The following is a 23700-nucleotide window of genomic DNA, read 5'->3' as shown; positions in this document are numbered from 1 at the left end:
CCTTGACGTGCCGCTTCTATACCGCAAGCTTGAATGGACGTAGCGCGAGATTCGCCCCTTGAGGAGCTTGGAAGCACATGCAGCTAAACCCGCAGCACTTGACACTGAACCAACTTTTGGCGGGCCGGCTATTTCGCATACCGGACTATCAACGAGCATACGCCTGGGAGACCAAGCAAAGAAAGGATCTCTTCGCCGACATCCGCGAGGTTCAGAAGACCAAGCAAGATCATTTTCTTGCAACGGTCGTAGGTCTCGCTCGGGAGCGACGCTTGATCGTTGCGAACGAATTCACTGCGGTGGAAGTCGTTGACGGACAGCAACGATTAACAACATTCGTCATCTTGTTAAAGGCGATCGAAAAAGCCTTAGGGACCGGTGGCGATGAAAACAAGATCAAGCAGGAACTGCATGAGCTGCTAGTCAAAAGCGATGATCACTCGCTAGCGCTCCTACAAACGAACCATGACAGCACGCACGTTTTTGTGGATTACATCCGAGAAGGCATCATCCGCAAGGATGCTGGCGAGACGGCAGCCGATAAGAACTTGATAGACGCTGCGAGCGAATGTGAATCTTTTGTCGAAGACTGGAAGAGGTCCGCATCGCTCATTGAACTCGTTGCTCTCTTGCGAAACCGTTTATCGATGATCTACCACGAACTAACGGATGAGTCGGCCGTCTATCGAGTTTTCGAGGTCCTAAACAGCCGCGGCTTAGACGTGAGATGGATTGATAAGTTCAAAAGTCAACTCATGGGGTTAATCTTCCTACAGACAAACCAGAGCGCAGAACCCCTCAAGGAAATGCACAGCATTTGGCAGGACATTTATCGCGTGCTTGGGCTTAGGAATGCTCTCGGGGATCAAGCTCTTCGGTTCGCCGGCACCCTCAAAAACTCTCAGAAGGTCAATCGGCTCCAGTCAGAGGAAGATGCAGCGGCAACACTTGTGGACCAAGCAAGTGGCGGACTTGCCAACACTGTAGGTCAGGCCCGCTGGTTACATTCGATTGTTGTCGCACTGGATCGGCTTGATCGCGATGCACGCCTCAAAGCAGTCACCAATATTGTGCACGCCCGCTTCGTAGCAACATCAATCATAGTGAGACAGTTTCCGCCCGATGTCGAACGATCCCTTCTTGCGCAATGGGAACGAGTAACTTTTCGCATATTCGGGCTGGGGGGCGCCGATTCGCGGCATAAGGTCGGAGACTATGTCCGCCTAGGCCAAGAGATTTTCGTAGACAAGCTAAAGGCGCCCGAAATCGTTGATCGCCTGCTTTCGATTGGCTCGGACTATTCAATTGATGCCGTGCTTACAAGTGCGAAGGACTACACAAACAGCTACGAGGGGTGGACGGAAGAGCTGCGATACCTTCTCTTCCGCTATGACGAACATCTCGCCCAAGCAGCGGGAGAGAAGCTCAACGAGTTTCAATGGACCAAGATCTGGGCTGCGGACCCTTCCAAATCGATTGAACACATCAAGCCACAGAGCTCAAATGTCTCGTACGTTCATCACCTCGGCAATCTTACGATGCTGCCTCCCGGCGTGAATTCGTCGCTGCAGGATAAACCTCCAAATGAGAAGGCCAAAAGCTACAAAGAGTGCGGCATCCGTGGCACCGTGGCAGTCGCCAACACAATTCGTTCACGCACGTGGGACAAGGTCGCCGTGTTGGCTAGAGCGCAACTTATCGAAGACTTTGTTCGCAAGGAATGGGCTAACTAGTTGGGCTAACGGACGCGATTTTTGGCGCCGAGCTTTCGTCTCAAGCCTGCATAAGGGGCCCGGCCCATGTGCTCCTCCAGACAGGTTAGGCTCCGGGCGGAATTTTTTAGGGGTTACAAATCTGAGATATGACCTCGCGGCGGCGGCTCGCTGCTTTCCCCCGTGCCTCACGTCCAATTTCTCAAACCCGCCTTCATGGTGGCTGACGTTTGCTTTCACTCCGGCTGCCCCTTCTCCTTCCTCTCGTTCCCCTTCCTACCCGCTCTGATTACGAAGGGCAGCATCTCCATGCTCGACCCTGAGTCGATTTGACTCATGGCCGAACGATTGGCGCACGATTCCAGCGACGATAAGAAAAATATGGTGACAACGCTCGTTGACTAAGTTTTTCGGGGGCCACCATCGAGAGAGAAATGATCGTGAAGCGCCGGTTTGTTGCTTACTATCGGGTGTCCACCCGCAAGCAGGGCCAATCGGGCTTAGGGCTCGATGCACAGAGAGCCGCCGTTGCAAACCACCTAGGGGATGGGCTCGCGAACGTAATCGCTGAGTTCACGGAGGTCGAGAGCGGACGCCGCAACGATAGACCCGCCTTGGATGGGGCACTCACGGCGGCACGTCTGCACCGGGCGGCCCTCGTGGTCGCGAAGGTGGATCGCCTGACCCGCTCAGTGGGTTTCCTAGAGAGGCTCCTAGAGGCAGGGGTGGACGTGCGCTTTGCCGATCTCCCTGCCATCGAGGGACCTACCGGGCGCTTCATGCTTCAACAGATGGCGGCAGTAGCAGAGCTAGAGGCCGGCCTGATCTCTGCTCGGACCAAGGCAGCACTAGCGGCAGCTAAGGCACGGGGGCAGCGACTGGGGGGCTACCGGGGAGGAAGCCTGGCTAGCGATATACAAGCACGCGGAAGGGACGAACAGTCACGGCTTGCAGATAGACGAGCGGAAGATCTAGCGCCGCTGTTGAAGAAGCTCAGAGCTAACGGGATTACCTCACCCACCGAGGTCGCACGGGCTTTGACGGCACAGGGCATCCCTACGGCAAGGGGTGGGGTAAAGTGGTCAGCTCCACAGGTCAGGCTAATCGAAGCACGGCTTGCAAGGATGAGCTAAAGACTAACGCAAAAGAGTCTGCTTCCTCGGTTTTTCAAGCGTCACTGGTCGAAACTTTTCTATGGCAGATTCCTCGCATCATCTCTTGAATTCCTACATAATGCGGAGTGAATCAATTCTGTCGGAATGAGGAATGACCAAGAAGAAGCCTGCAGCCGCTGGTCCTAGGAGAGTGTCAGCTAAGAAGGTGAACGCCGGGCTCGTCCGTAACGTCAAGCCAGCGACTAGGAGACGAACGAAGACTACAGAATTGTTGTCGGAGTTGTTGAAGCCCGAGCCTGACTCAGACGACTTTCCGTTCCAAGATGGGCGAGCCTTCGTAGCCACGTTAGTGGCCTCGGACGACCGAGCGGCACGAGCCGCGTTTGCCGTAGGCTATCGTGCTTCCGAGGACGACGCGGAACTGGCCTATTTGGATGCTGCACCGGCAAGTGCCCCATCAAGCACGCAACAAGAGGCTTCCGTTCTCGGAGTGCACAGGATCGTGCACCAAGCCGCCCCGAGGGCTAGTGTTCTGATCGAGACCAGTAACGATTACATCGTTAGGAGCGTGAACACCTTACGGCTGGATTGGCGTAAGAACCGCTGGAAAAACAAGAAGGGCGATTCGGTAGCATACGCCCCACTATGGAAGGAAATTGATGGGCTGATCCTCCAGAAGGCCCTGGAGATCACAGCGGTTCACATCCGGTCCGAAGACGCGAAGGGCAACAAGATAGTGATCATTCTGAAAGACCTTGCACAGGGGGGCCGGGAGCATCATGGGCGGCCTCCTCGCAGCTAGGAAACACGAGGACCTCAGCGAGGGTGTGAACTTGTGACCTCACCGTCTCTCCGAAAGACGCGCAGAGCAGCTCTGAAGGAAAGCATCCGACTAGGACCGCTCGCGGCAGCAGCCAAGTGCGCCATTCCCGGCTGCGGGCGCCCGACAATGAAAGCGGCCCGCGAAGGCCTCGCCCCACACCACTGTAGGCGCCACGTTGAGCACCGGCAGCGTCATGGGTCCTACTGGCGGCCGAGCTTCAAGGCTTCCGAGTTGCGGCCATACATTACGGCGGCAACCGCGTATGTCGGCCTTGCAGCCAATGATAAGTTTATAGCCGCCGCGATTGCGGACATGGGGCGGACGCTAGAGGACGCTGGCCCGGTGGAGATTGCGACGCGCCTCAAAGGCATGTCCGCCACTAAGCGAGCCAAGATCGGACTGGCGCGGCTCCGCGTTGAAGGCGTTCTCCCGCAGCGTATTGTCTCTATCGTCCTCGCCGTCTCCGCCCTGATCAAGGCCGACGCCACGGCCCCCCGCGCAAAGGAGTTTCGGACGGTCCAGATTTGCAAAGCGGTTCACCGCCTAGCTTCGGGCACGCATCGTGTGTGGGTCGTGGAGGACCATCAGGGAAGGAAACGGCGGACTGAAATGCACGCTTTTCCGAGGTCCACCGGGCGGGTTCTGCGGGAGATGGGGCGGATGCTGGAGAAACCTTGCGAATGGGTCGTTGAGAAGCATGTCGCGGGCGTCCTGGCCCATCGGCAGCGCTATGGACGGCCCCGCGCGTCGAGTTGATCCATGCCCGAAAGAAATCGTAAGCCGCAGCATTCGCGCGAGCTATCTGGTCGGAGTGAAGCAGTGCGTGCATATCGAGGGTTGGGGCAGGCCACTTTGAACACACGCCTCACGCCTCCATGACACAATCACCCAACATCATGTGGTTCGATCCACTGCTCCGGGCCAAGACGACCGAGCTTGCCCATGCGGTCCAATGTTTGCGCGATGCGCTGCTGCTCCACGAAACCGATGGCGGCGGCAGGAAGCGAGCGCGGAAGGAAGCGGACAAGGAGAAATTCGGCCTCGCCGTTGAGGCGCTGGCCTGCAACCTGATCTTGCTCAGCGCAATCGAGTCCAGCCCCAAGCTCGCGGTGCCCCGGTCACATGGCTTTCTTTGGCGGGGCGATGGCAGCGCCAACCCGGTTTATGGCCAGCACTTCCTATCCGCGATAGACGGGCTTGCATTACTTGGCCTGATCGCAGAGGAGCGAAGGGGATATAAGCTATCCAAAAGAATGCGGGTGCCGTCGCTCATTCGACCAAGCGCAGCGCTCGCTCAGCATCTTCCGCTGGCACCACCGGATTGGCGAAGCGTCAAGCAAATCGACGACCGCGCTCTGATCATCTTGAAGGAAGGCAAGGATGACGACGGGCGTGCGGCCTCGATTGCCTTCCCGGAGACAGCCAAGACCCGCCAGCTTGCGGGACAGATGCGGCGCATCAATGAATTTCTGCGCAGCGCTAATATCGAGGTGAGAGGTCAAGACACCGGCCTCTCTTTAGGGAAGAACGGCCAAGTCATCGCACCCTATCGCCGTTCTCTTCGGCGTATCTTCAATAACGACAATTGGCAGCACGGAGGCCGGCTCGCTGGCGGCTTCTGGATGGGCATGGAGCGGGCCGAGCGATTTGAGCGCATCCGGATTGATGGCGAGCGAATTGCCGATGTCGATTACAGGCAGCTTTTCCCGCGCCTCGCGTATGTGCGGGCGGGACAGCCGCAGCCGGAAGGTGACATCTATGACGTGGCGGGAGATGGCTCCGGGCGTGATGGCTGGAAACGGCTGATGAACGCGATGTTGTTCGCGGACGGCCCATTGCGGAATTGGCCGGAGGGAACGCTTCCACATTTCCTCTCGGGCACGAAACTCCGTGACGCCATTGAGATGCTAGCCACGCGCCATGCGCCCATCGCTGATTTGTTCGGCACCGGGCTGGGCTTTCAGTTGATGCGCATCGAAAGCGACATGTTGATCGGGATCATCACGCATCTTGCGAGCATAGGGGTCCCCGCCCTGCCGCTGCATGACGCTGTGTTGGTCGCGGAATCGAAAGCCGACGTTGCGGCCGACGCGATGCAGGCTGCTTTCAGCATGGGGACGGGATCTTCCTGCGCGATTGTTTCCATAGATTTTTGCCAACGATAACAGCCACTTGGGACAAAATTGGGCCTTACGCCTCCGCTAATGGAGGAGGAAGAAGCTAGAGGGGAGGAACTTAAAGGGGGGAGACTTTGAGGCTTAACTCGGTGCCGTCTTTAAGTTGCCCTCAAGTTGGGAGGGTGACACCACCCTCCTTCATGGCCCCCTAAGTGCGGCCTCTAGGGTCACCCTCACCGACCCGAAGGCTCACCTCCAAGCTCGGGTGAGTGACCACCACCCCTCCCATGGGCACCACCTAGCCTCATCCTTTGACCTACATCGAGCAGGCCCTATCGCCCCTGCCCTTGTGATGGGAAGCGAGATGGGGTCACGTGTTGAAAGTGACCGCCCTCATAACACCGGACGAAATAGGGATTAAGGTCGCCCCTTCCGCTGGGGGACAAGCAACCTATCAGGGGTCGTCTTCAAGGCCTTCGCCAAGCGGGCGAGGACGATGATGGTGCAGTTGCGGGCGCCCCGCTCCACCTGACTGACGTAGGTCCGATCCAGCCCCGCCTCTAGGGCCAAATCCTCTTGGGACAGACCAAGCCCCTTCCGGGCCCGCCGCACAGCCGCCGCCACCACGTTAACGATGCCTGTCTCGTCATCCATCCACGGAAGCAGGCCGTCATGATGACTTTGGGTCTACGGACTATGAGTCCCATTTTCCCATTGAGCCATGATGACTATCGTCTACATTGCGTCAGCCACCTGTTGAGGAACGCGCAAATGTCCAGCACCGAGAGCAACGCCCCGAAGTTGGGCGAAAACGACCCCATTAAGGTCCTCTTCGACATGGCCAGCTACTGGGCCACCATCTGGGGATTCATCGCGCTTTGCCTTTGGCTCGAACATGAGGTTCTCAACCGGCTGGACATCGAGCCGGGCAGCATCCAAGTTGTCATCCTTCTCGTGAGCACACCGGCCATTTTCTTGGTGACGGTCACCCGCATTGAGAAGAACCCCAAGGCTCGGCTCATTTTGGAGCGGGCCCGTTACGTCGTGGTCTTGGTCGCTGCGGCCTTGCTCGGGGCCTATCTTCACGCGAACCACAAAGACGATTCCTATGAGAATGCCCTGCGGGACGGCGCCGTGCTGGCCTGCTCAAAAATAGCAGCCTGCAAAGCGGCAGCGACCAAATATGCGAGCACACGCTAGAAGATAAACCGATCTCGGCTTACGGGTACAAGCCAGACTCTCTCCGCTTAATATACGACGCTGCCTTGCGACCTCACCGACACTTGCTGCCGACATGCAATCTTGGCATTCTACACTCCTTATGACGGGACGAGGAGTGCGCCATGTTGCGAGAGCTCTTCATTATAATGATCCACGGTACCTGGGGCCGTGGCATTTTTCCCAGTTCACGAGCTCTGATACATCGACAACCTCGCTGGTACGAACCGGGATCCGGCTTTCATAATGATTTAGTGAGTCAGCTGAATGAACGCGGGATTGAGGTCCAGGCAAGTTTTATTAAATGGTCGGGTGCGAATTCCTTTAAAGGACGGGAATTTGCAGCTAAGAAACTTGCTGAGGCCATAGATCTGCGAGCGAAACAGTTTCCGAACGTTCCAATCCTTCTCTTAGGGCATAGCCACGGGGGGAACGTCATATCGCATGCACTTAGCCATACTACGAATCTTGACAGAATATACACGGCTAGTCTTGCGACCCCCTTCCTCGAAGTGTTCAAAACAGAGCTTACCCCAGCTCAATCCCGCGCATTGTATACGCTGTATTTTTTCTCGTTTATCGTAGTTGTGGCCCTGTTCAACATTACGGTGGACTACTTCTTACCGCATTTGCGGCGGAACCCGGGGCTGCACATTCCTAATATCATTGCTGCAATAGGAGCGGTCGTCTTGGGGATCGTCGCATCAATTCTTGTTTGCTCGTGGATACTGCGGAAGTCGGCCGCACAAATTGAACTGATCGAAAGAATATCTTCGCAAGTGGACGCTTCGCATCTTGGCGCCCGCAGGCTTGTGGTTCGAGCAATAGATGATGAAGCGACACTGACCATAACGACTGGTGCAATCGGGACTAGGCTGGCCTCACTGGCGCTCTCCTTAATTGGAGCCTTTCGACCAAACAATCTAATATGGCTTGCACTACCGTTGTGTTTGATATTCGCAGCCACTCAATTGCCGATCGAGACGAAAACAAGACTGTATTTACGTGAGCTTGAACAAGTCTACATGTTTGCTTACCTTGGCCTTCTTCCCTTCTTAGTTTTTCTCCTGGTGGTTCTCGCTGCCGCTTTTCGCGCTTTTTGTGGGCGCGAACTGGCACTTGCCGGAGTGAACTGCGAGGTGAGTGCTCACTCAGCGCCGGATGGCCAAGGGGTTGATATTGTAACCCTTCGACAGGATGGTGCAGCAAAGCGGATCCTGCGCCATTACATCTATGAGCATCCGGGCTGCGTCCCAGCACTGGTGGACTGGATCGCTTCGAGGCCTACCTAGCTATGAAGCACGGGGGCATTGGGCCTAAGGTGAGGAGATTTCCGCGCTCGATCGTGTAACTGGTTGGCAGATCCACCTAGATGTCAGCGAGCCAGCCACGCCATAATCCGGGTGGTGGCTCATGCGACATCGATGGCTGGAAACCGAGCGATAGCGTTCGCCTTCGCCTTGACGGTCACGTCTCCATACCCCTCTGAGACATTCCGCGGCGCATGCCCCTGAATGGCGTCCAGCACGCGCATCTCAACGCCCTGATCGATTCCGACTGTCTTGAAGCGATGTCGCCAGCCGTGGCTTGGATCAACGTTCTTGTCTTTCACCACCTCGCGCACAAATTCATTGACCTTGTTCCGCGCCGTCTTCACCGCGTTGCGCACCCCTAGCTCACCGGCCCTAGGGTCAATAAACAGATAGCCGCCCTTCGATTTCTCAAAGAACGCCAAGAAGCCTTCCTCGATGACTTGCCGATGGAGAACGACATCACGCGCTTCATCCGTCTTCACCGGCCCCGCCTCGGGCGTCACGTGCAGCACCCAGAGCTTGCCTTCGCGCCGAAGGTCCTCCTTTCGAATCTGGATCATCTCGCCCACGCGACCACCCGTGAAGGCACACAGCCATGGTACCCACCGCTTGGCCGCCGCAAGCTTCGGGGCTTCCCGGCCGGGCACGAACTCGCGGGCGTGCTTCAGGATGGCGATGGCTTCCGAATCATAGAACCCTTTGGACCGGAGCTTGCGCGACTTGCCGACCTTGATGGTGATCCCCTCGGCCGGATTACTGGACAGCCGCCGATTGACCACCGCCCAGCCGAACACCGTCTTTATCCCAGCGAGGTCGCTATCCTTCACCGTCTTCGGGCTCACGCCGCTTTGCACGCGATAGTCCTTGAAGCGAACTATGTCCTCCGGCGTCACCCGGCTCGCAGAGTCGTGCTTCAGAAATGTCACGAGGCGCGCCATCGAGTTGCGATAGCTCTCATAGGTGCTCTGCTTGCGGCCCGCCCGCTTGGCTTCCTTCCACCAATCCTCAACGAGGGCAGTAAGGGAATTCTTGGAGGTGCCTCGCTTTGGCTTTTCCTTCGGCGCATCTGCCGGGGCCTGCCACTCGGGAAAGCGAGCGGCCTTGGGGTCGAGCGAATAGTCGCCACCCGCATTCCGCTGGCGGCTCGCGAAGGCGTCACGCAGCGCCATCCAAAAGGCGGTGAGCAAGAGCGCACGCGATTCGCTGTCCACGCGGCGGATGCCTTTGGTCAGCAAGAGGCGGTCCACGATGGGCCCGAGCGCCTTCTCTAATTTCTTGGCCTCGCCGTCGCCGCCGATCCTCTCCCACATCTCCGTTACGGCTGCCCAGTGGGCCTCCTGCTCCTCATGGCTCTCCGTGTCGGGCGCCCAGCCGATTCCGGGCGTGTGGACCATGGCGACACTCCGGGCGCGGTTCTCGCTGTCGGCCCAGACGCGATAGAGTTCGCCTGCCAAGGCCGTCGCCTGCCGGTGGGTCAGATGCACTGGAGCGTCGTTGCGGAGTGCCGCCCAGACGGTTTCCAGATAGGCCGCAGCGAGCGCCTGACGGGTCTTGACCTCGCTAGGTTCCGTAGTGCGAAGGGAGAACCGGACGGCCTGAGCGCCCTCGCTAAGCGTCACGAAGACGAAGCCATTACCAAGCGGAATCGCCAGCTCGATGCCGACCGCTTTGGCCCGGACGTCAGCCGGAATGCGCTGCACGAAAAGAGAAAAACGAGACCCAACCCGGCGCATCGGCCGAACAACCCTGAACAGCAATGTTACACCCCATTGTTACACAGTCGGGGCCAACGCAACACTCTGATTGGGCTTATGTATCTGGATTTACTTCATATCCAGAATCGTATGGTGCCCAGGAAAGGACTCGAACCTTCACGGCCGTTAAGCCACTGGCACCTGAAGCCAGCGCGTCTACCAATTCCACCACCTGGGCATGCCGTTTAGGGCACGGAGGCGGTTACTACGGTTCGGTGACGCGGTTGTCAATTCATGCTTGAACCCCGCTTCCGGATGCGGATTGCGCATCGCAAACCGGCCCGATACAAGCCTGATAACACGCACTCTTCCTGCAGGAATGGACCTCCATGGCATCGAATCTGGAAACTCTCGTCACGGTTTTCGGCGGATCGGGGTTTTTGGGCCGGAATGTCGTCCGCGCGCTGTGCCGGCGCGACTACCGTATCCGGGTCGCGGTGCGGCGGCCGGAGCTGGCCGGCTACCTCCAGCCGTCGGGCAAGGTCGGGCAGGTTCACACCGTTCAAGCGAACTTGCGCTATCCGGCCTCGGTCGAGGCGGCGCTGCGTGATTCGCAGGTCGTGATCAATCTGGTCGGCATCCTCGCCGAGGGTGGCGCGCAGAACTTCGATGCCGTCCAGGCCAAGGGCGCCGAGACCGTCGCCAAGGCGGCCGCGGCCGCGGGGGCACGCCTGATCCATGTCTCGGCGATCGGCGCCGACGCTGAATCGCCCTCGCGCTACGCCAAGGCCAAGGCGGCCGGCGAAGCCGCGGTGTTGGCCGCGGTGCCGTCGGCGACGATCTTCCGTCCCTCCGTGATGTTCGGCCCCGAGGACCAGTTCACCAACCGCTTCGCGGCACTGGCCCGGATGTCGCCGGTGCTGCCGCTGATCGGCGGCGAGACTAGGATGCAGCCGGTCTATGTCGGCGACGTCGCCACCGGGATCGCGGATGCCGTCGACGGCAAGGCCAAGGCGGGCGCGACCTACGAACTCGGCGGGCCGGACGTGCTGACCATGCGCGAGATCATCGAGGCCATCCTCAAGATCGCCGATCGCAAGCCGATGCTGGTGCCGCTGCCGTTCGGGCTGGCCCGCTTCCAGGCCAATTTCCTGCAATTCGCGCCCGGCGCGTTGAAGCTGACGCCGGACCAGGTCACGCTGCTCGCGCGCGACAATGTCGTGTCGGATGCGGCGAAGGCCGCCGGCCTGACGCTGGAGGGCCTTGGCATCACGGCCGACTCGCTCGAGGCGATCGCCCCGCAATATCTCTGGCGTTTCCGCGCCGCCGGGCAATTCCAGCGCAAGAGCGCGTAACCATCCGCCGTCATGGCCGCGCTTGTCCCGGCCATCCACGTCTTTCCTTGATGGTCGCCAAGAACGTGGATGCCCGGCACAAGGCCGGGCACGACGAGATTCAACGTTCAGGCTGCAGTTGTTTGAAGTTCGGGCTTACCGCCCCATGGCCAGCGCGATCAGGCCGAGCGTGCCGACGATCACGCGCCACCAGGCGAACACCACGAAACCGTGGCGGGTGACGTATTCCAGGAACGTCTTCACCACGATGATCGCGGTGACGAACGATACCACGAAGCCGATCGCGACGATGCCCATGTGGTCCATCGTCATCTCGGAGCGGTTCTTGTAGAAATCGTAGGCGAACGCGCCGATCATGGTGGGGATGGCGAGGAAGAACGAAAATTCCGCCGCGGCGCGCTTGTCGGCCCCCAAAAACATTGCGGCGACGATGCTGGCGCCGGAGCGCGACACGCCTGGGATCATCGCGATGCACTGCGCGATGCCGATATAGAGATACATCAGCAGCGGAAACCGGGTGGCGTCATGCTCGCGCGCCTTGAGATCGAGCTTGTCGACCCAGAGCAGGATGGCGCCGCCGACGATCAGCGAGAAGCACACCACCCACGGATTGAACAGCATGCTCTTGATGTATTTGCCGGCGACGAGACCGACGACGACAGCGGGCAGGAACGCCACCAGCACGCCGATCACGAAGCGGCGCGCATAGGCGTCGCCCGTGAACATGCCGATCGCGACGTCCCACAATTTCTTGAAGTACAGCACGACGATCGCGAGGATCGCGCCGAGCTGGATCAGAACCGTAAACGAATCCCAGAACGCGCCCTCGCCGAGATGGAAGAAGCGCTCCGCAAGCAGCAGGTGACCGGTCGAGGACACGGGAAGGAACTCGGTCACACCCTCGATGATGCCGAGGATCACTGCCCGTATTGCGTCTGACATATTTACGGTCCATTTCCGCTGGAAAAGCGGGGCTCTTCTCGCCCATCCGCCCCATTGCTGCAATCGCAAAATGCGGCGTCACGCCCTTGCTTCGCGGTTTTGAATGACTAGTGTGGCGCCGCACAAACATTGATGGATTCTTAAGCACCATCAAATAGTCAAAGGCTTCATGTTCACGCTGTTTCATCATCCGTTCTGTCCGCATTCGCGCTTCATCCGCCTGATCGCGGGGGAATACGGGCTTGAGCTGAAGCTGGTTGAAGAGCGCAGCTGGGAGCGGCGCGAGGCATTTCTGCTGCTCAATGCGGCGGGCACGACGCCCGTCCTGGTGGACAACGAGCAGCCGCCCATCCCGGGCGCGGCGATCGTCGCAGAATATGTCGACGAGGCCTATGGCGCCGAGATGGGACCCAAGCGCCTGATGCCGGACACGATCGGCGAGCGCGTCGAGGTGCGCCGGCTGATGGCCTGGTTCAACGAAAAATTCTTCGAGGAGGTCTCCCACCCGCTCGTCACCGAGCGCATCTACAAGCGCTTCATGAGCGAGGACAATGGCGGCGGCCCGCCTTCGGCCGACGTGATGCGCGCCGCGAAGGCAAATGTGCGCTATCATCTGGCCTATATCGGCTGGCTGGCGCAGACGCGTAATTTCCTCGCCGGCGACCGGCTCAGTTACGCGGATCTCGCCGCCGCGGCGCACCTCTCGGCGATCGACTATCTGGGCGACGTGCCATGGAGCGAGGACGACGCAGCAAAGGCGTGGTACGCGCGGGTGAAATCCCGCCCGTCGTTCCGTCCGCTGCTGAGCGAATGGCTGGCGGGCGTGCCGGCGTCGCGGACCTACGTGGACCTCGACTTCTGAACTCCGATCCGACCGAACTGAAGACGGCGCTTGCAAACGAGGCACGCGCGCTCGGCTTCGACTGCATCGGCGTCACTGAACCGGGCACGATCGACAGCGCCGGAAAACATTTTCTCGAATTCATCGCATCGGGCGGCCATGGCGACATGGACTGGCTCGCCGCGCAGCCGGAGCGCCGGGTCGATCCGCGCGGGCTGTGGCAGGACGTGCGCAGCGTCATCATGCTCGGCGTCAATTACGGCCCCGACCAGGATCCGCTCGCGATCCTCGAACAACGCACGCGCGCGGCGATTTCGGTCTATGCGCAGGGCGACGACTATCACGACCTCATCAAGAAACGCCTGAAGGCGCTGGCGCGATGGCTGGTTGCGACCGCACCGTCCGACGTGAAAGTGTTCGTCGACACTGCCGCCGTGATGGAGAAGCCGCTGGCGCAAGCTGCGCATCTCGGCTGGCAGGGCAAGCACACCAATCTGGTCTCGCGCGAATTCGGCTCGTGGCTGTTTCTCGGCGCGATCTACACCACGCTGGAGCTGCCGCGCGACGACGCCGACATCGATCATTGCGGCTCGTGCCGGGCGTGTCTCGACATCTGCCCGACCGCGGCCTTCCCCGCGCCCTATAAGCTCGATGCGCGGCGCTGCATCTCATACCTCACCATCGAGAACAAGGGACCGATCCCGCGCGAGTTTCGCAAGGCGATCGGCAACCGCATCTATGGCTGCGACGATTGCCTCGCCGCCTGTCCCTGGAACAAGTTCGCGCAGGAGGGTCGCGAGGCAAAGCTCGCGGCGCGTGACGAATTGCGCGCGCCAGGTCTCGCCGAACTCACCCGGCTCGATGACGCTTCGTTTCGCGCGCTGTTCAAGAAGTCGCCGGTCAAGCGTATCGGCCGCGATCGTTTTTTGCGGAACGTGCTGATCGCGATCGGCAACTCCGGCGATCCGGCACTGGCGGACGAGGCGCGGCGATTGCTGGATGATGCGAGCCCGCTGGTGCGGGGGGCTGCGGTGTGGGCGCTGAGGCAGTTGTTGTCAGATGCAGGGTTCGCTGCAATGAGGGCAGCTGCAATCGCGAGCGAGCGCGATGACAGCGTACGCGAGGAGTGGCGGGCCGCGTCCTGATCTTCATCCTGAGGAGCGCGCTCTTCGCGCGTCTCGAAGGATAGAGGCCGAACTGAAAGAGCCGGGCCTTCATGGTTCGAGACGACGCTTCGCGCCTCCTCACCATGAGGATTGGGGACCTTGATTTCCCCACGCGTTCCTTCAATCTCGCGCGCCATGACAAACATGCCTTTCTTCACTTGCGACGGCGACACATTCCATCCGACGGAAGCCGCCAACGGTCCGTGGGATCCGAAATCGCTGCACGGACGCGTCATCATCGGCCTGCTCGGCTTCGCCATCGAGGAGCGGCATTCCGGCCCTGAATTCGTGCCGGCGCGGCTGACCGTCGACATGTTTCGGCTGCCGACCATCGACAAGCCGATCGAGGTGACGACGCGTCTCGTGCGCGACGGAATGCGCATCCGCGTCGTGGAAGCGGAATTCTTGTCCGGCGGCGTCGGCATGGCGCGCGCCTCGTGTCAGCTGTTGCGGCGAACGCAGAATCCGGAAGGCAATGTCTGGTCGCCGCCGAACTGGGACGTGCCGAAGCCGGCCGACATTCCCAAGCCCACCGATCCCAGGCTCGGCATGAACGGCAAATGGGCGACGCGGCCGATCGTCGGCCATATGGGCTCGCTCGGGCCACGAAAACTCTGGATGAGCGAGGTGCGCGAGCTGGTGGCGGGCGTGCCGATGACGCCGTTCGTCCACGTCGCCACCGGCGCCGATTTCGCCAGCCCGTTCGCGAACGCCGGCGACAAGGGGCTCCGCTACATCAACAGCGACGTCACGATCTATCTGCACCGCTTGCCGGTGACGAACTGGATCGGCTTCGACGTGGTCAACCACCAGGCCACCGACGGCGTGGCAATCGGCGAATGCTGGCTCTATGACGAAGCGGGCCCGATCGGCACCGCCACGGTCGCGGCGCTGGCGCAGCGCAAGCCGATTGCGAAGCCACCGCCGCCTTAACCGTCAGGACAAATGCCGCTTCATCTCCGGCCGCGCCTTGAGCTCAGCGCCCTGCCTGGCGACGATCTTGGCGATGCGCTCGGGCGCAAACTTCAGATCGACAAACGCCGGCGCGGTGTTGGCGACCTCGTGATAGCTGACGATCTTGCCGTCGCGTAGCGTCATGATCGCGACGCCCTCGAACATCGCCCGCGCGCCATTCGCCTCGGGCAAGGTCGAGCGGTAGCTGAACGTGTAGCGCGCATAGAGCGTGGTGCCGTCGGACACGGGATCGTGCATGTCCCAGCGAAAATCGGTGGCCGTGCGATAAAACCAGTCGTCGATCATCGCGGCGATGTTCTCGCGGCCGTCGAAGGCGTCGTAGAACACGTCGTGATAGACGCCGTCCTCGGTGAAGAGGCTGGCAAATGCTTTCCCGTTGCGTTGTTCGACGGCGTCACAGAAGGCGCGCAGCATGGCGGTGGTCATCGCATTGCCTCCCAGTGCTTTTTATCGTGCCCTCGCCCCTTGCGGGAGAGGGCAGATCCGCTCGTTGACACGCATTCACTTGGGTGAGGGGTCTGTCTCCGCGGAGAGAACCCTTCATCCGGCTTCGCTTCGCGAAGCCACCTTCTCCCACAAGGGGGAAGGAAGAAAGCACTTCACCCGATCTCGGCCACCGCGGCAAGAATGCGCGCGATGTCTTGCGGGCGGGAGAGACGGTGATCGCCGTCCTGGATCATGGTCAGCACGACGTCGTCGGCCGGCAGGCGATGTGTCAGCGCGAACGCGTGCTGCCAGGGCACATCAGGATCCTGCGCGCCTTGCAGGATGCGGACAGGACAGCCGAGATCGATGGCGCTGCCGAGCACGAGGTGGTTGCGCCCCTCCTCGATCAGTTTCCGCGTGATCGGATAGGGCGAGCCATCGCCATAGTCCGACGGCCGCAGCCAGACACCCTTGGTCTCGATTTCTTTCTTCACCGCGGCCGGAAAGTTCTTCCACATCAGCTCCTCGGTGAAGTCGGGCGCCGGCGCGATCAGCACCAGGCCCGCCAGCGACGCCTTGGCTTGCTGTTTCTCTTGACGCTTCTTGATTTCGCGCGCGAGCAGCAGCGCCATCCAGCCGCCCATGGACGAGCCGATCAGGACTTGCGGGCCGTCGCAGAACCGATCGAACACCGCCACGCTATCCTCGAGCCAGCTCCCGATGGTTCCATCGGCGAAGTCGCCGCCGGATTCGCCGTGGCCGGAATAGTCGAACCGGACCACGGCACGGCCGCGATCCCTGGCCCATTCGTCCAGCGCCACGGCCTTGCTGCCCTGCATGTCCGACTTGAACCCGCCGAGCCAAACCAGTCCCGGTCCTTGTTCAGGTCCTTGCTCAGGTCCTTGCCCGCGCCGGCTGCGCACCGCGATCCGGCGTGCGGACGGGCCCTCGCCCACATCGATGAAGTCGAGCATGGCATCAGGAATTGCGTGATTCATGGAACGTTTACTCTGACTGCGCAGTTTGAGTTGTCCGGACGTGCTCCGCAGCGCAGCCGGACATCGGCATTGGCCCTTTGGGACGCTTGCGGAACAGAAGCAAGGTGTCTATGTCGGTCTTCGTGCCCCGGCGTGGCCAAAATGCCTCGCAGTTGAGGCTTTTTCGACCGCCGCACGAGCGAATTGCTTGCCGGCAACCGTATCTTCCTGCAAAATAGCCGCCTCTTTTCATAACTTTGGAGAACCACCCATTCGCCGTCCCAATAAAGCCCCACCCACTGCCGCCAAAGACGGGCCGCGCATCAATGACGATATTCGCAATGCGCAGATCCAGCTGATCGATCAGACCGGTGACAACAAGGGCACCATCGAGACCGTCGCGGCTATCCGCCTGGCCCAGGAGGCCGGCATGGATCTGGTCGAGATCTCGCCGAACGTCAGCCCTCCCGTCTGCAAGATCATGGACTACGGGAAGTATAAGTATTCCGCGCAGAAAAAAGCTGCCGAAGCCCGCAAGCGGCAGAAGATCGTCGAGATCAAGGAGATCAAGCTCCGCCCGATGATCGACGACCATGATTACGAAGTTAAGATGCGCGCGATGCAGCGGTTCTTCGAAGAGGGCGATAAGGTCAAGATCACTCTGCGCTATCGCGGCCGCGAAATGGCGCACCAGGAGATCGGCACCAAGCTGCTCGACAAGATCAAGACCGACGTCGCCGAGCTCGCCAAGGTGGAGCAGGACGCGCGGTTCGAGGGCCGTCAGGTCGTCATGGTGCTGGCGCCGCGTTGACGCTGACACCGATACTTTGAATTAGCGAATTCAACGGCCCGTCCGGATTTCCGGCGGGCCGTTTTGTTTTCTTGCCTCTCCCACTTGCGGGAGAGGGAGCGCACCGTCCTCTTGGGCGATAGTTACGTCCTTGTCGCGTGCCAGGTGCCGCTGCAGCGGTCGCCGGAGATGATGCCGTGCCAGGAGCCGGCGCCGGCCATGCCGGCAAGACGGCCGCCGCCGCTGGCATGGGACGCCCCGACCGAGACCCGGACTGCAACGGAGCCGCCGCGATTGACCTTGCCGGAGACCCGGCCACCGCCGGCGGACAACACCCGACCGCCGGCGACGGTAAAGGGAACGCTGTAGCCGGAGCTGCAATTGCCGCGGGTGGTGGCGAAAGTGACGTTCCACACGCCGTTATAGCCGCGTGCGTCGGCGGTCGAGGGAAGCGCAGCCGTGGCGAGCACGGCCAACAGCGCTAGGCGGCGCGGACGGGCGAACTCGGTCAAAAACGAAAGCGATTGGGAAAGATGGGCCATTTGGGTCCTGCTCCGGGCGACACGGCTCGGACATGAAGATAGCAATTCCGGACAGTCGCCGGCTAGGTTCCAGCGGTTCATCGTTGCCAATTCGCCCGTCCTCTGTCATAAGCCCAGCCTTCATTGCCCGGCTGATTAAGGGCTGCCGTGGCGGTGTCCGTGCGGGTTTCGCGCTAGTTCGCAAAAACCTGAGCATAATCAACGCTCTAACGAGCATTTTAGACGGCCAGCCGCCTTCACGGGCGGCATTCTGTTGTGGCCATAGGAGAGCAAAATGCCCAAGCTGAAGACCAAATCGGGCGCCAAAAAGCGCTTCAAGGTGACTGCCACCGGCAAAGTGATGTTCGCCCATCGCGGCAAGCGTCACGGCATGATCAAGCGGACGAAGAAGCAGATCCGTCAGCTCCGCGGCACCAGCGTGCTGTTCAAGACCGACGGCGACAACGTCAAGAAGTACTTCTTGCCGAACGCCTGATCGCGTCCACGATCATTGCCACCAGCGCCGCACCTCTCGCGGCGATCCGAAAACCAAGTCATCTCTGAAGGAAATTTGTCATGGCTCGCGTCAAACGCGGTGTGACCGCCCACGCCAAGCACAAGAAAGTCTACAAGGCCGCCAAGGGTTTCCGCGGCCGCCGCAAGAACACCATCCGCACTGCCAAGCCGGCGGTCGACAAGGCCATGCAGTACGCCTTCCGTGACCGCAAGCGCAAGAAGCGGACGTTCCGTGCGCTTTGGATCCAGCGCATCAACGCTGCCGTCCGTCCGTTCGGCCTGACCTACAGCCGTTTTATCGACGGCATGGCCAAGTCCGGGATCACCGTGGACCGCAAGGTGCTGTCGGATCTCGCGATCAACGAGCCCGCGTCGTTCCAGGCGATCGCCGAGAAGGCCAAAGCTGCGCTCGCGGCCTAAGAGGCCGCGCTAGCGGGCTTTCGAGCCCGCAGCCTTCAGCGCGCGTTGCGAGTAACGCTGGGCGACCTCCGCCCGGCAGAATGCCGTAAACGACAGATACATGGTGCCGGATTTATTCCGGTACTTTCGGTCGCAAACACGCATCTCGCGTTGGTAGGCCTGTTTCCGCACCATGTTGAGGCCGGGCATGAAATCCGCCTCGCATTTCTTCTCGACGGCGGCGCCGAGCTGAACATCGCCGCTCGCGGTCAATTGGCAACCCTGAAACACCTTCATCGCGCGCGCGCAGCCCTTCTGGGCAGCGATGGTGTCGATGACCTCGTCCAGCGTCATGGATTTCTCCATGCAGACCATGGCTCGCGCCGGGGTGCCGGCAACAGAGAGCGCGACGGCCAGAACAGCCAGACCGGATCTTGAAAGCATCGCGAAAGCCTCCTCGTATCCCCTTGGTGCCAAGCCCCCGCGCGAGGTTCAACCCAGCCGTTCGTCAGCCCGAAATGACCGGCTTTTCGCTTGACGTTACGGCCTTCGGGCGGCGACAACCCAGCCGAATTTGGCAGCAGGGATTTGACCGTGTCCGACCTCGCAACGCTCGAAACATCCATCCTCGACCAGATCGCCGCCGCCGGAGACGAGGCCGCCCTCGAGGCGGTGCGCGTCGCAGCCCTCGGCAAGAAAGGTTCGATCTCGGCGCTTCTTGCCACGCTCGGAAAAATGTCGCCGGACGAGCGCAAGACGCAAGGCGCTGCGATCAACCAGGCCAAGGACAAGGTCACCGAGGCCCTCGCCGCGCGGCGCGACGTTTTGAAATCGGCGGCGCTCGACGCGCGGCTCGCGTCGGAAACGATCGACGTCACCCTGCCGCTGCGCGATGCGCCGACCGAAGCCGGCCGCATTCATCCGCTGAGCCAGGTCTGGGACGAGCTGACCACGATCTTCGCCGACATGGGATTCTCGGTCGCCGAAGGTCCTGACATCGAGACCGACGACTACAACTTCACCAAGCTGAATTTTCCCGAAGGCCATCCCGCGCGCGAGATGCACGACACGTTCTTCTTCCATCCGAAGGAGGATGGCTCGCGCATGCTGTTGCGCACACACACCTCGCCGGTGCAGGTGCGCACCATGCTGAGTGAGAAGCCGCCGATCCGCGTGATCTGCCCGGGCCGCACCTATCGCATCGATTCGGATGCGACCCACACGCCGCAATTCCACCAGGTCGAAGGCCTCGTCATCGACAAGCACTCGCATCTCGGCCACCTCAAATGGATCCTGCACGAGTTCTGCAAGGCGTTCTTCGAGGTCGATCACATCAACATGCGCTTCCGGCCCTCGTTCTTCCCGTTCACCGAGCCGTCGCTGGAAGTCGACATCCAGTGCCGCCGCGACAAGGGCGAGATCCGCTTCGGCGAGGGCGAAGACTGGCTGGAGATTCTCGGCTGCGGCATGGTGCATCCGAACGTGCTGCGCGCCTGCGGCATCGATCCCGACGAGTACCAGGGCTTTGCCTGGGGCATGGGCATCGACCGCATCGCCATGCTGAAATACGGCATCGCCGATCTGCGCCAGCTGTTCGACAACGACGTCCGCTGGCTGTCCCATTACGGCTTCAAACCACTGGAAGTGCCGACCCTCGCGGGAGGGCTGAGCTCGTGATGGCACTACTCAGCCATACGATGACTCTCTCCGTTCCCTGTGCGGAGACAGCCCTCTCCCTGACCCTCCCCCGCAAGCGGGGGAGGGAATGGATGGAGCGAGCGCGTGGCGTTTGCCCCTTGGGTACCAATGCTCTGTCCGCTCGACAGCTCGAACTCCCTCCCCCGCCTGCGGGGGAGGGTTGGGGAGAGGGTGTTTCCGCAATGGGGCTGCCGATGGTCGATCCCAAGCATCCGGATTGGAAAGTATCAGCCCGCCTACGAGCCAATGCGCGCGCGCTCAGACGCAACTCGACCGATGCGGAGCGCATCCTCTGGTCGGAGCTGCGCGGCGGCCGGCTGAATGGTACGAGCTTTCGTCGCCAAGTGCCGATCGAGCACTACGTCGCCGACTTCATCTGCCATGCGGCCAAGCTCGTCATCGAACTCGATGGCGGCCAGCACTTCTCGGAGCAAGGTGAGCGCGCCGATGCACGGCGGTCTGCCGTGATCGAAGCGGGAGGCTTCAAGGTGCTCCGTTTCAGCAACCTCGACGTCATGATCAATCGTGCTGGCGTTCTCGAAACAATTGCTACCGCCGTTACGGAGAGAGCCCCCACCCCAGCCCTCCCCCGCAAGCGGGAGAGGGAGCAGACCGCCTCCGTGGAGAAAAAGCAGCCATGAAATTCACCCTCTCCTGGCTGAAGGAACATCTCGACACCGACGAGCCGCTGGAAAAGCTCGCCGAGAAGCTCACCATGATCGGGCTCGAGGTCGAGAGCATCGAGGACAAGGCGAAGGCGCTGAAGCCGTTCACCATCGCGAAGGTGATTTCCGCCGAGCAGCATCCGAATGCGGATCGGCTGCGCGTCTGCATGGTCGACACCGGTGACGGTGGCGCGCCCGTGCAGGTCGTGTGCGGCGCGCCTAATGCGCGGACGGGTCTCGTCAGCGTGTTCTCGCCGCCCGGGACCTACATTCCCGGCAAGGACATCACGCTCGGCGTCGGCACCATCCGCGGTGTCGAAAGCCGCGGCATGCTGTGTTCGGCGGCCGAGCTGCAGATCTCCAACGACCATGACGGCATCATGGAACTACCGGCCGACGCGCCGATCGGCGCTGCTTACGCCGCATGGGCCGGCCTCGGCGATCCCGTGGTCGAGATCAATCTGACGCCGAACCGGCAGGACTGCACCGGCGTGCACGGCATCGCGCGCGATCTTGCCGCCGCCGACATGGGCAAGTTCAAAGACCCCACCATCAAGCCGATCAAGGGCGAATTCCCGTGTCCGGTGAAGGTCACGGTCGAAGACGCCGCACTGTGCCCTGGCTTTGCGCTTCGTCTCGTGCGCGGCGTCAAGAACGGGCCGTCGCCGGAATGGCTGCAGAAGCGGCTCACCGCGATTGGCCTGCGTCCAATCAACGCGCTGGTCGATATCACCAACTTCATGACTTACGACCGCGCACGGCCACTGCACGTGTTCGACGCGAAGAAAGTGAAGGGCAATCTCGTGGTGCGCCGCGCCTATGACGGCGAGACGCTGCTCGCGCTCGACGGCCGCAGCTACAATCTCGATCCCGCGATTTGCGTGATCGCGGACGAGCACGGCGTCGAATCGCTGGCCGGCATCATGGGCGGCGAGGCCTCGGGCTGCGACGAGACCACCACCGACGTGCTGATCGAATCGGCGCTGTGGAACGAGATCAACATCGCCCAGACCGGCCGCAAGCTCGGCATCAATTCGGATGCGCGCTACCGCTTCGAGCGCGGCGTCGACCCGGCCTTCATGGTCCCGGGGCTGGAGCTCGCGACCAGGCTGGTGATGGAGATGTGCGGCGGCACGCCGTCGGAGAACGTCGTGGTCGGCAAGACCTTCGGCGATGACCGCGTGATCGATTTTCCGGTCACCGAGGTGAAGCGGCTCTCGGGCATCGAGGTGCCGATGCCGGAGATGAAGCGCATCCTGACCCATCTCGGCTTCATGATGGCGGGCCCGGGACCCGTCGTGAAGGTCGCGGTGCCGTCGTGGCGCACCGACGTGCACGGCAAGGCCGACATCGTCGAGGAAGTCGTCCGCATCTTCGGCGTCGACAAGGTGCCGATGACGCCGTTCGAGCGCGGCGAGGACGCACGCAAATCCGTGCTGACCACGCTCCAGCTCCGCACCCGCCGCGCGCGGCGCGCGCTGGCGAGCCGCGGCATCATCGAAGCGGTGACCTGGTCTTTCATCACCAAGTCTGCGGCAAAACTGTTCGGCGGCGGCCAGCGCGAACTCGAAGTCGCCAACCCGATCGCGGCGGACCTCTCCGACATGCGCCCGACGCTGTTGGCGGGCCTGATCGGGGCGGCGCAGGCCAATGCCGATCGCGGCTTTGGCGATGTCGCGCTGTTCGAGGTCGGGCAGGTGTTCACGGGCGATCGCCCGCAGGATCAATTCACGGCGGCAAGCGGCGTCCGCCGCGGCTTTGCGTCGTCGCAAGGCCTGGGACGGCATTGGTCGGGTTCGGCGCAGGCTGAATTGTTCGACGCCAAGGCCGATGCGCTTGCGGTGCTGGCCGCCGCCGGCGCGCCGATGCAGGCACTTCAAATCGTCGCGGGCGGCCCGTCCTGGCTGCATCCCGGGCGCTCCGGCACGATCCAGATCGGGCCGCAGAACGTGCTGGGCTATTTCGGCGAGATGCATCCGCGCGCGCTCGAGGCGCTCGGTGCCGGCGGCCCGCTGATGGTGTTCGAGGTGATCCTCGACCGTGTCCCCGAGGCGAAGAAGAAGCCGACCCGCGCCAAGCCCGTGATCGAGCTGTCGGCCTTCCAGCCGGTTTCGCGCGATTTCGCCTTCATCGTCGACCGCACCGTAAGGGGCGGCGACATCGTGCGCGCGGCCCAGAGCGTCGACAAGAAGCTGATCACCGGCGTGAACGTGTTCGACGTCTACGAAGGCAAGGGCATCGACGACGGCAAGAAGTCGATCGCGATCGCGGTGACGATCCAGCCGCGCGAGAAGACGCTGACCGACCAGGAGATCGAGGCCGTCGGCGCGAAAATCGTGGCGGAGGTGACGAAGAAGACCGGCGGCGCTTTGAGAGCATGACGCCGGAAAGTGTGAAGCGGTATTCGGACAACGTCATGCTCGAGAAATAATAGAGC

Annotated in this window: 23 protein-coding genes and 1 tRNA gene; 16 read left to right on the top strand and 8 right to left on the bottom strand. The window is 61.3% G+C overall.

Features of this window, described 5'->3' with window-relative positions; translation table 11 throughout:
* The first annotated feature begins 77 nt into the window (after positions 1–77).
* The 4 genes from IVA74_RS37445 (at position 78) to IVA74_RS37430 (ending at position 5815) form a co-directional block, all read left to right on the top strand.
* Positions 78–1733 (top strand): DUF262 domain-containing protein, encoded by a 1656-nt coding sequence (locus tag IVA74_RS37445; protein ID WP_247352720.1) that lies wholly within the window; start codon positions 78–80, stop codon positions 1731–1733.
* A gap of 413 nt (positions 1734–2146) precedes the next feature.
* Positions 2147–2845, top strand: coding sequence for a recombinase family protein (locus tag IVA74_RS37440; protein WP_247352718.1), 699 nt, complete (start codon positions 2147–2149; stop codon positions 2843–2845).
* 133 nt (positions 2846–2978) lie between these two features.
* The gene (locus tag IVA74_RS37435; RefSeq protein WP_247352716.1) at positions 2979–3629 is read left to right on the top strand and encodes a hypothetical protein; all 651 of its coding nucleotides are present in this window, start codon (positions 2979–2981) and stop codon (positions 3627–3629) included.
* A gap of 896 nt (positions 3630–4525) precedes the next feature.
* Positions 4526–5815 (top strand): hypothetical protein, encoded by a 1290-nt coding sequence (locus IVA74_RS37430; RefSeq protein ID WP_247352714.1) that lies wholly within the window; start codon positions 4526–4528, stop codon positions 5813–5815.
* Positions 5816–6184: 369 nt separating this feature from the next.
* Here the strand turns inward: IVA74_RS37430 and IVA74_RS37425 are convergent, their stop codons facing one another.
* Positions 6185–6421: a helix-turn-helix transcriptional regulator gene (locus IVA74_RS37425; RefSeq protein ID WP_247352713.1), complete on the bottom strand. Its 237-nt coding sequence runs from the start codon at positions 6419–6421 to the stop codon at positions 6185–6187.
* A gap of 117 nt (positions 6422–6538) precedes the next feature.
* On the opposite strand from IVA74_RS37425, the gene IVA74_RS37420 reads away from it, so the two are divergent.
* Positions 6539–6967, top strand: a complete 429-nt coding sequence (locus IVA74_RS37420) for a hypothetical protein (protein WP_247352711.1) — start codon at positions 6539–6541, stop codon at positions 6965–6967.
* A gap of 143 nt (positions 6968–7110) precedes the next feature.
* Complete coding sequence (locus tag IVA74_RS37415) at positions 7111–8277, top strand: hypothetical protein (RefSeq protein WP_247352709.1); 1167 nt, start codon at positions 7111–7113, stop codon at positions 8275–8277.
* A gap of 119 nt (positions 8278–8396) precedes the next feature.
* On the opposite strand, the gene IVA74_RS37410 is transcribed toward IVA74_RS37415, so the two are convergent.
* Both IVA74_RS37410 and IVA74_RS37405 read right to left on the bottom strand, forming a co-directional pair.
* Entirely contained in the window at positions 8397–10055 is a 1659-nt protein-coding gene (locus IVA74_RS37410; protein WP_247352707.1) for a tyrosine-type recombinase/integrase, read from the bottom strand.
* Positions 10056–10143: 88 nt separating this feature from the next.
* Positions 10144–10230, bottom strand: a tRNA-Leu gene (locus tag IVA74_RS37405).
* Between the two features lie 151 nt (positions 10231–10381).
* Between IVA74_RS37405 and IVA74_RS37400 the strand changes: the two genes are divergently transcribed.
* Entirely contained in the window at positions 10382–11347 is a 966-nt protein-coding gene (locus IVA74_RS37400; RefSeq protein WP_247352705.1) for a complex I NDUFA9 subunit family protein, read from the top strand.
* Positions 11348–11482: 135 nt separating this feature from the next.
* On the opposite strand, the gene IVA74_RS37395 is transcribed toward IVA74_RS37400, so the two are convergent.
* Positions 11483–12289 (bottom strand): undecaprenyl-diphosphate phosphatase, encoded by an 807-nt coding sequence (locus IVA74_RS37395; protein WP_247352703.1) that lies wholly within the window; start codon positions 12287–12289, stop codon positions 11483–11485.
* Positions 12290–12458: 169 nt separating this feature from the next.
* On the opposite strand from IVA74_RS37395, the gene IVA74_RS37390 reads away from it, so the two are divergent.
* From IVA74_RS37390 to IVA74_RS37380, 3 genes are all read left to right on the top strand, one after another.
* Positions 12459–13151, top strand: a complete 693-nt coding sequence (locus IVA74_RS37390; protein ID WP_247352701.1) for a glutathione S-transferase family protein — start codon at positions 12459–12461, stop codon at positions 13149–13151.
* Complete coding sequence (queG, locus tag IVA74_RS37385; protein WP_247352698.1) at positions 13100–14275, top strand: tRNA epoxyqueuosine(34) reductase QueG; 1176 nt, start codon at positions 13100–13102, stop codon at positions 14273–14275. Before IVA74_RS37390 ends, queG begins: the two co-directional genes overlap by 52 nt.
* Positions 14276–14431: 156 nt before the next feature.
* Positions 14432–15229, top strand: coding sequence for an acyl-CoA thioesterase domain-containing protein (locus IVA74_RS37380; protein WP_247352696.1), 798 nt, complete (start codon positions 14432–14434; stop codon positions 15227–15229).
* 3 nt (positions 15230–15232) lie between these two features.
* Here IVA74_RS37380 and IVA74_RS37375 read toward each other — a convergent pair whose 3' ends face one another.
* Positions 15233–15697 carry a nuclear transport factor 2 family protein gene (locus IVA74_RS37375; RefSeq protein ID WP_247352693.1) on the bottom strand — a complete coding sequence of 155 codons (465 nt, stop codon included), beginning with the start codon at positions 15695–15697 and terminating at the stop codon, positions 15233–15235.
* Between the two features lie 173 nt (positions 15698–15870).
* Entirely contained in the window at positions 15871–16695 is an 825-nt protein-coding gene (locus IVA74_RS37370; RefSeq protein WP_247352691.1) for an alpha/beta hydrolase, read from the bottom strand.
* 250 nt (positions 16696–16945) lie between these two features.
* Between IVA74_RS37370 and infC the strand changes: the two genes are divergently transcribed.
* On the top strand, positions 16946–17485 hold the full coding sequence (gene infC / locus IVA74_RS37365) for a translation initiation factor IF-3 (RefSeq protein ID WP_085349942.1): 540 nt from the start codon (positions 16946–16948) through the stop codon (positions 17483–17485).
* A 122-nt stretch (positions 17486–17607) separates the two neighbouring features.
* Here infC and IVA74_RS37360 read toward each other — a convergent pair whose 3' ends face one another.
* Positions 17608–18006, bottom strand: a complete 399-nt coding sequence (locus IVA74_RS37360; protein WP_247352689.1) for a hypothetical protein — start codon at positions 18004–18006, stop codon at positions 17608–17610.
* Positions 18007–18280: 274 nt separating this feature from the next.
* On the opposite strand from IVA74_RS37360, the gene rpmI reads away from it, so the two are divergent.
* Together rpmI and rplT are read left to right on the top strand one after the other, a co-directional pair.
* On the top strand, positions 18281–18481 hold the full coding sequence (gene rpmI / locus IVA74_RS37355; protein WP_027535561.1) for a 50S ribosomal protein L35: 201 nt from the start codon (positions 18281–18283) through the stop codon (positions 18479–18481).
* 80 nt (positions 18482–18561) lie between these two features.
* Positions 18562–18921: a 50S ribosomal protein L20 gene (gene rplT, locus IVA74_RS37350; RefSeq protein ID WP_247352688.1), complete on the top strand. Its 360-nt coding sequence runs from the start codon at positions 18562–18564 to the stop codon at positions 18919–18921.
* Between the two features lie 9 nt (positions 18922–18930).
* On the opposite strand, the gene IVA74_RS37345 is transcribed toward rplT, so the two are convergent.
* Positions 18931–19344 carry a hypothetical protein gene (locus IVA74_RS37345; protein WP_247352686.1) on the bottom strand — a complete coding sequence of 138 codons (414 nt, stop codon included), beginning with the start codon at positions 19342–19344 and terminating at the stop codon, positions 18931–18933.
* A gap of 150 nt (positions 19345–19494) precedes the next feature.
* On the opposite strand from IVA74_RS37345, the gene pheS reads away from it, so the two are divergent.
* The 3 genes from pheS to pheT all read left to right on the top strand — a co-directional run bounded on the left by pheS (position 19495) and on the right by pheT (position 23644).
* Entirely contained in the window at positions 19495–20577 is a 1083-nt protein-coding gene (pheS, locus tag IVA74_RS37340; protein WP_247352684.1) for a phenylalanine--tRNA ligase subunit alpha, read from the top strand.
* Positions 20578–20792: 215 nt separating this feature from the next.
* Positions 20793–21239, top strand: coding sequence for an endonuclease domain-containing protein (locus tag IVA74_RS37335; RefSeq protein WP_247352683.1), 447 nt, complete (start codon positions 20793–20795; stop codon positions 21237–21239).
* A complete protein-coding gene (gene pheT, locus IVA74_RS37330) occupies positions 21236–23644 on the top strand; it encodes a phenylalanine--tRNA ligase subunit beta (protein ID WP_247352682.1) in 2409 nt (802 codons plus the stop codon). The genes IVA74_RS37335 and pheT overlap by 4 nt, the downstream gene beginning before the upstream one ends.
* Positions 23645–23700 lie beyond the last annotated feature (56 nt).

The sequence above is a fragment of the Bradyrhizobium sp. 132 genome (assembly GCF_023074185.1).
In the GTDB taxonomy this organism is placed as follows: Bacteria; Pseudomonadota; Alphaproteobacteria; order Rhizobiales; family Xanthobacteraceae; genus Bradyrhizobium.
The sequence above is the reverse complement of the archived record's forward strand: the minus strand, read 5'-3'. Positions and strand labels throughout refer to the sequence as shown.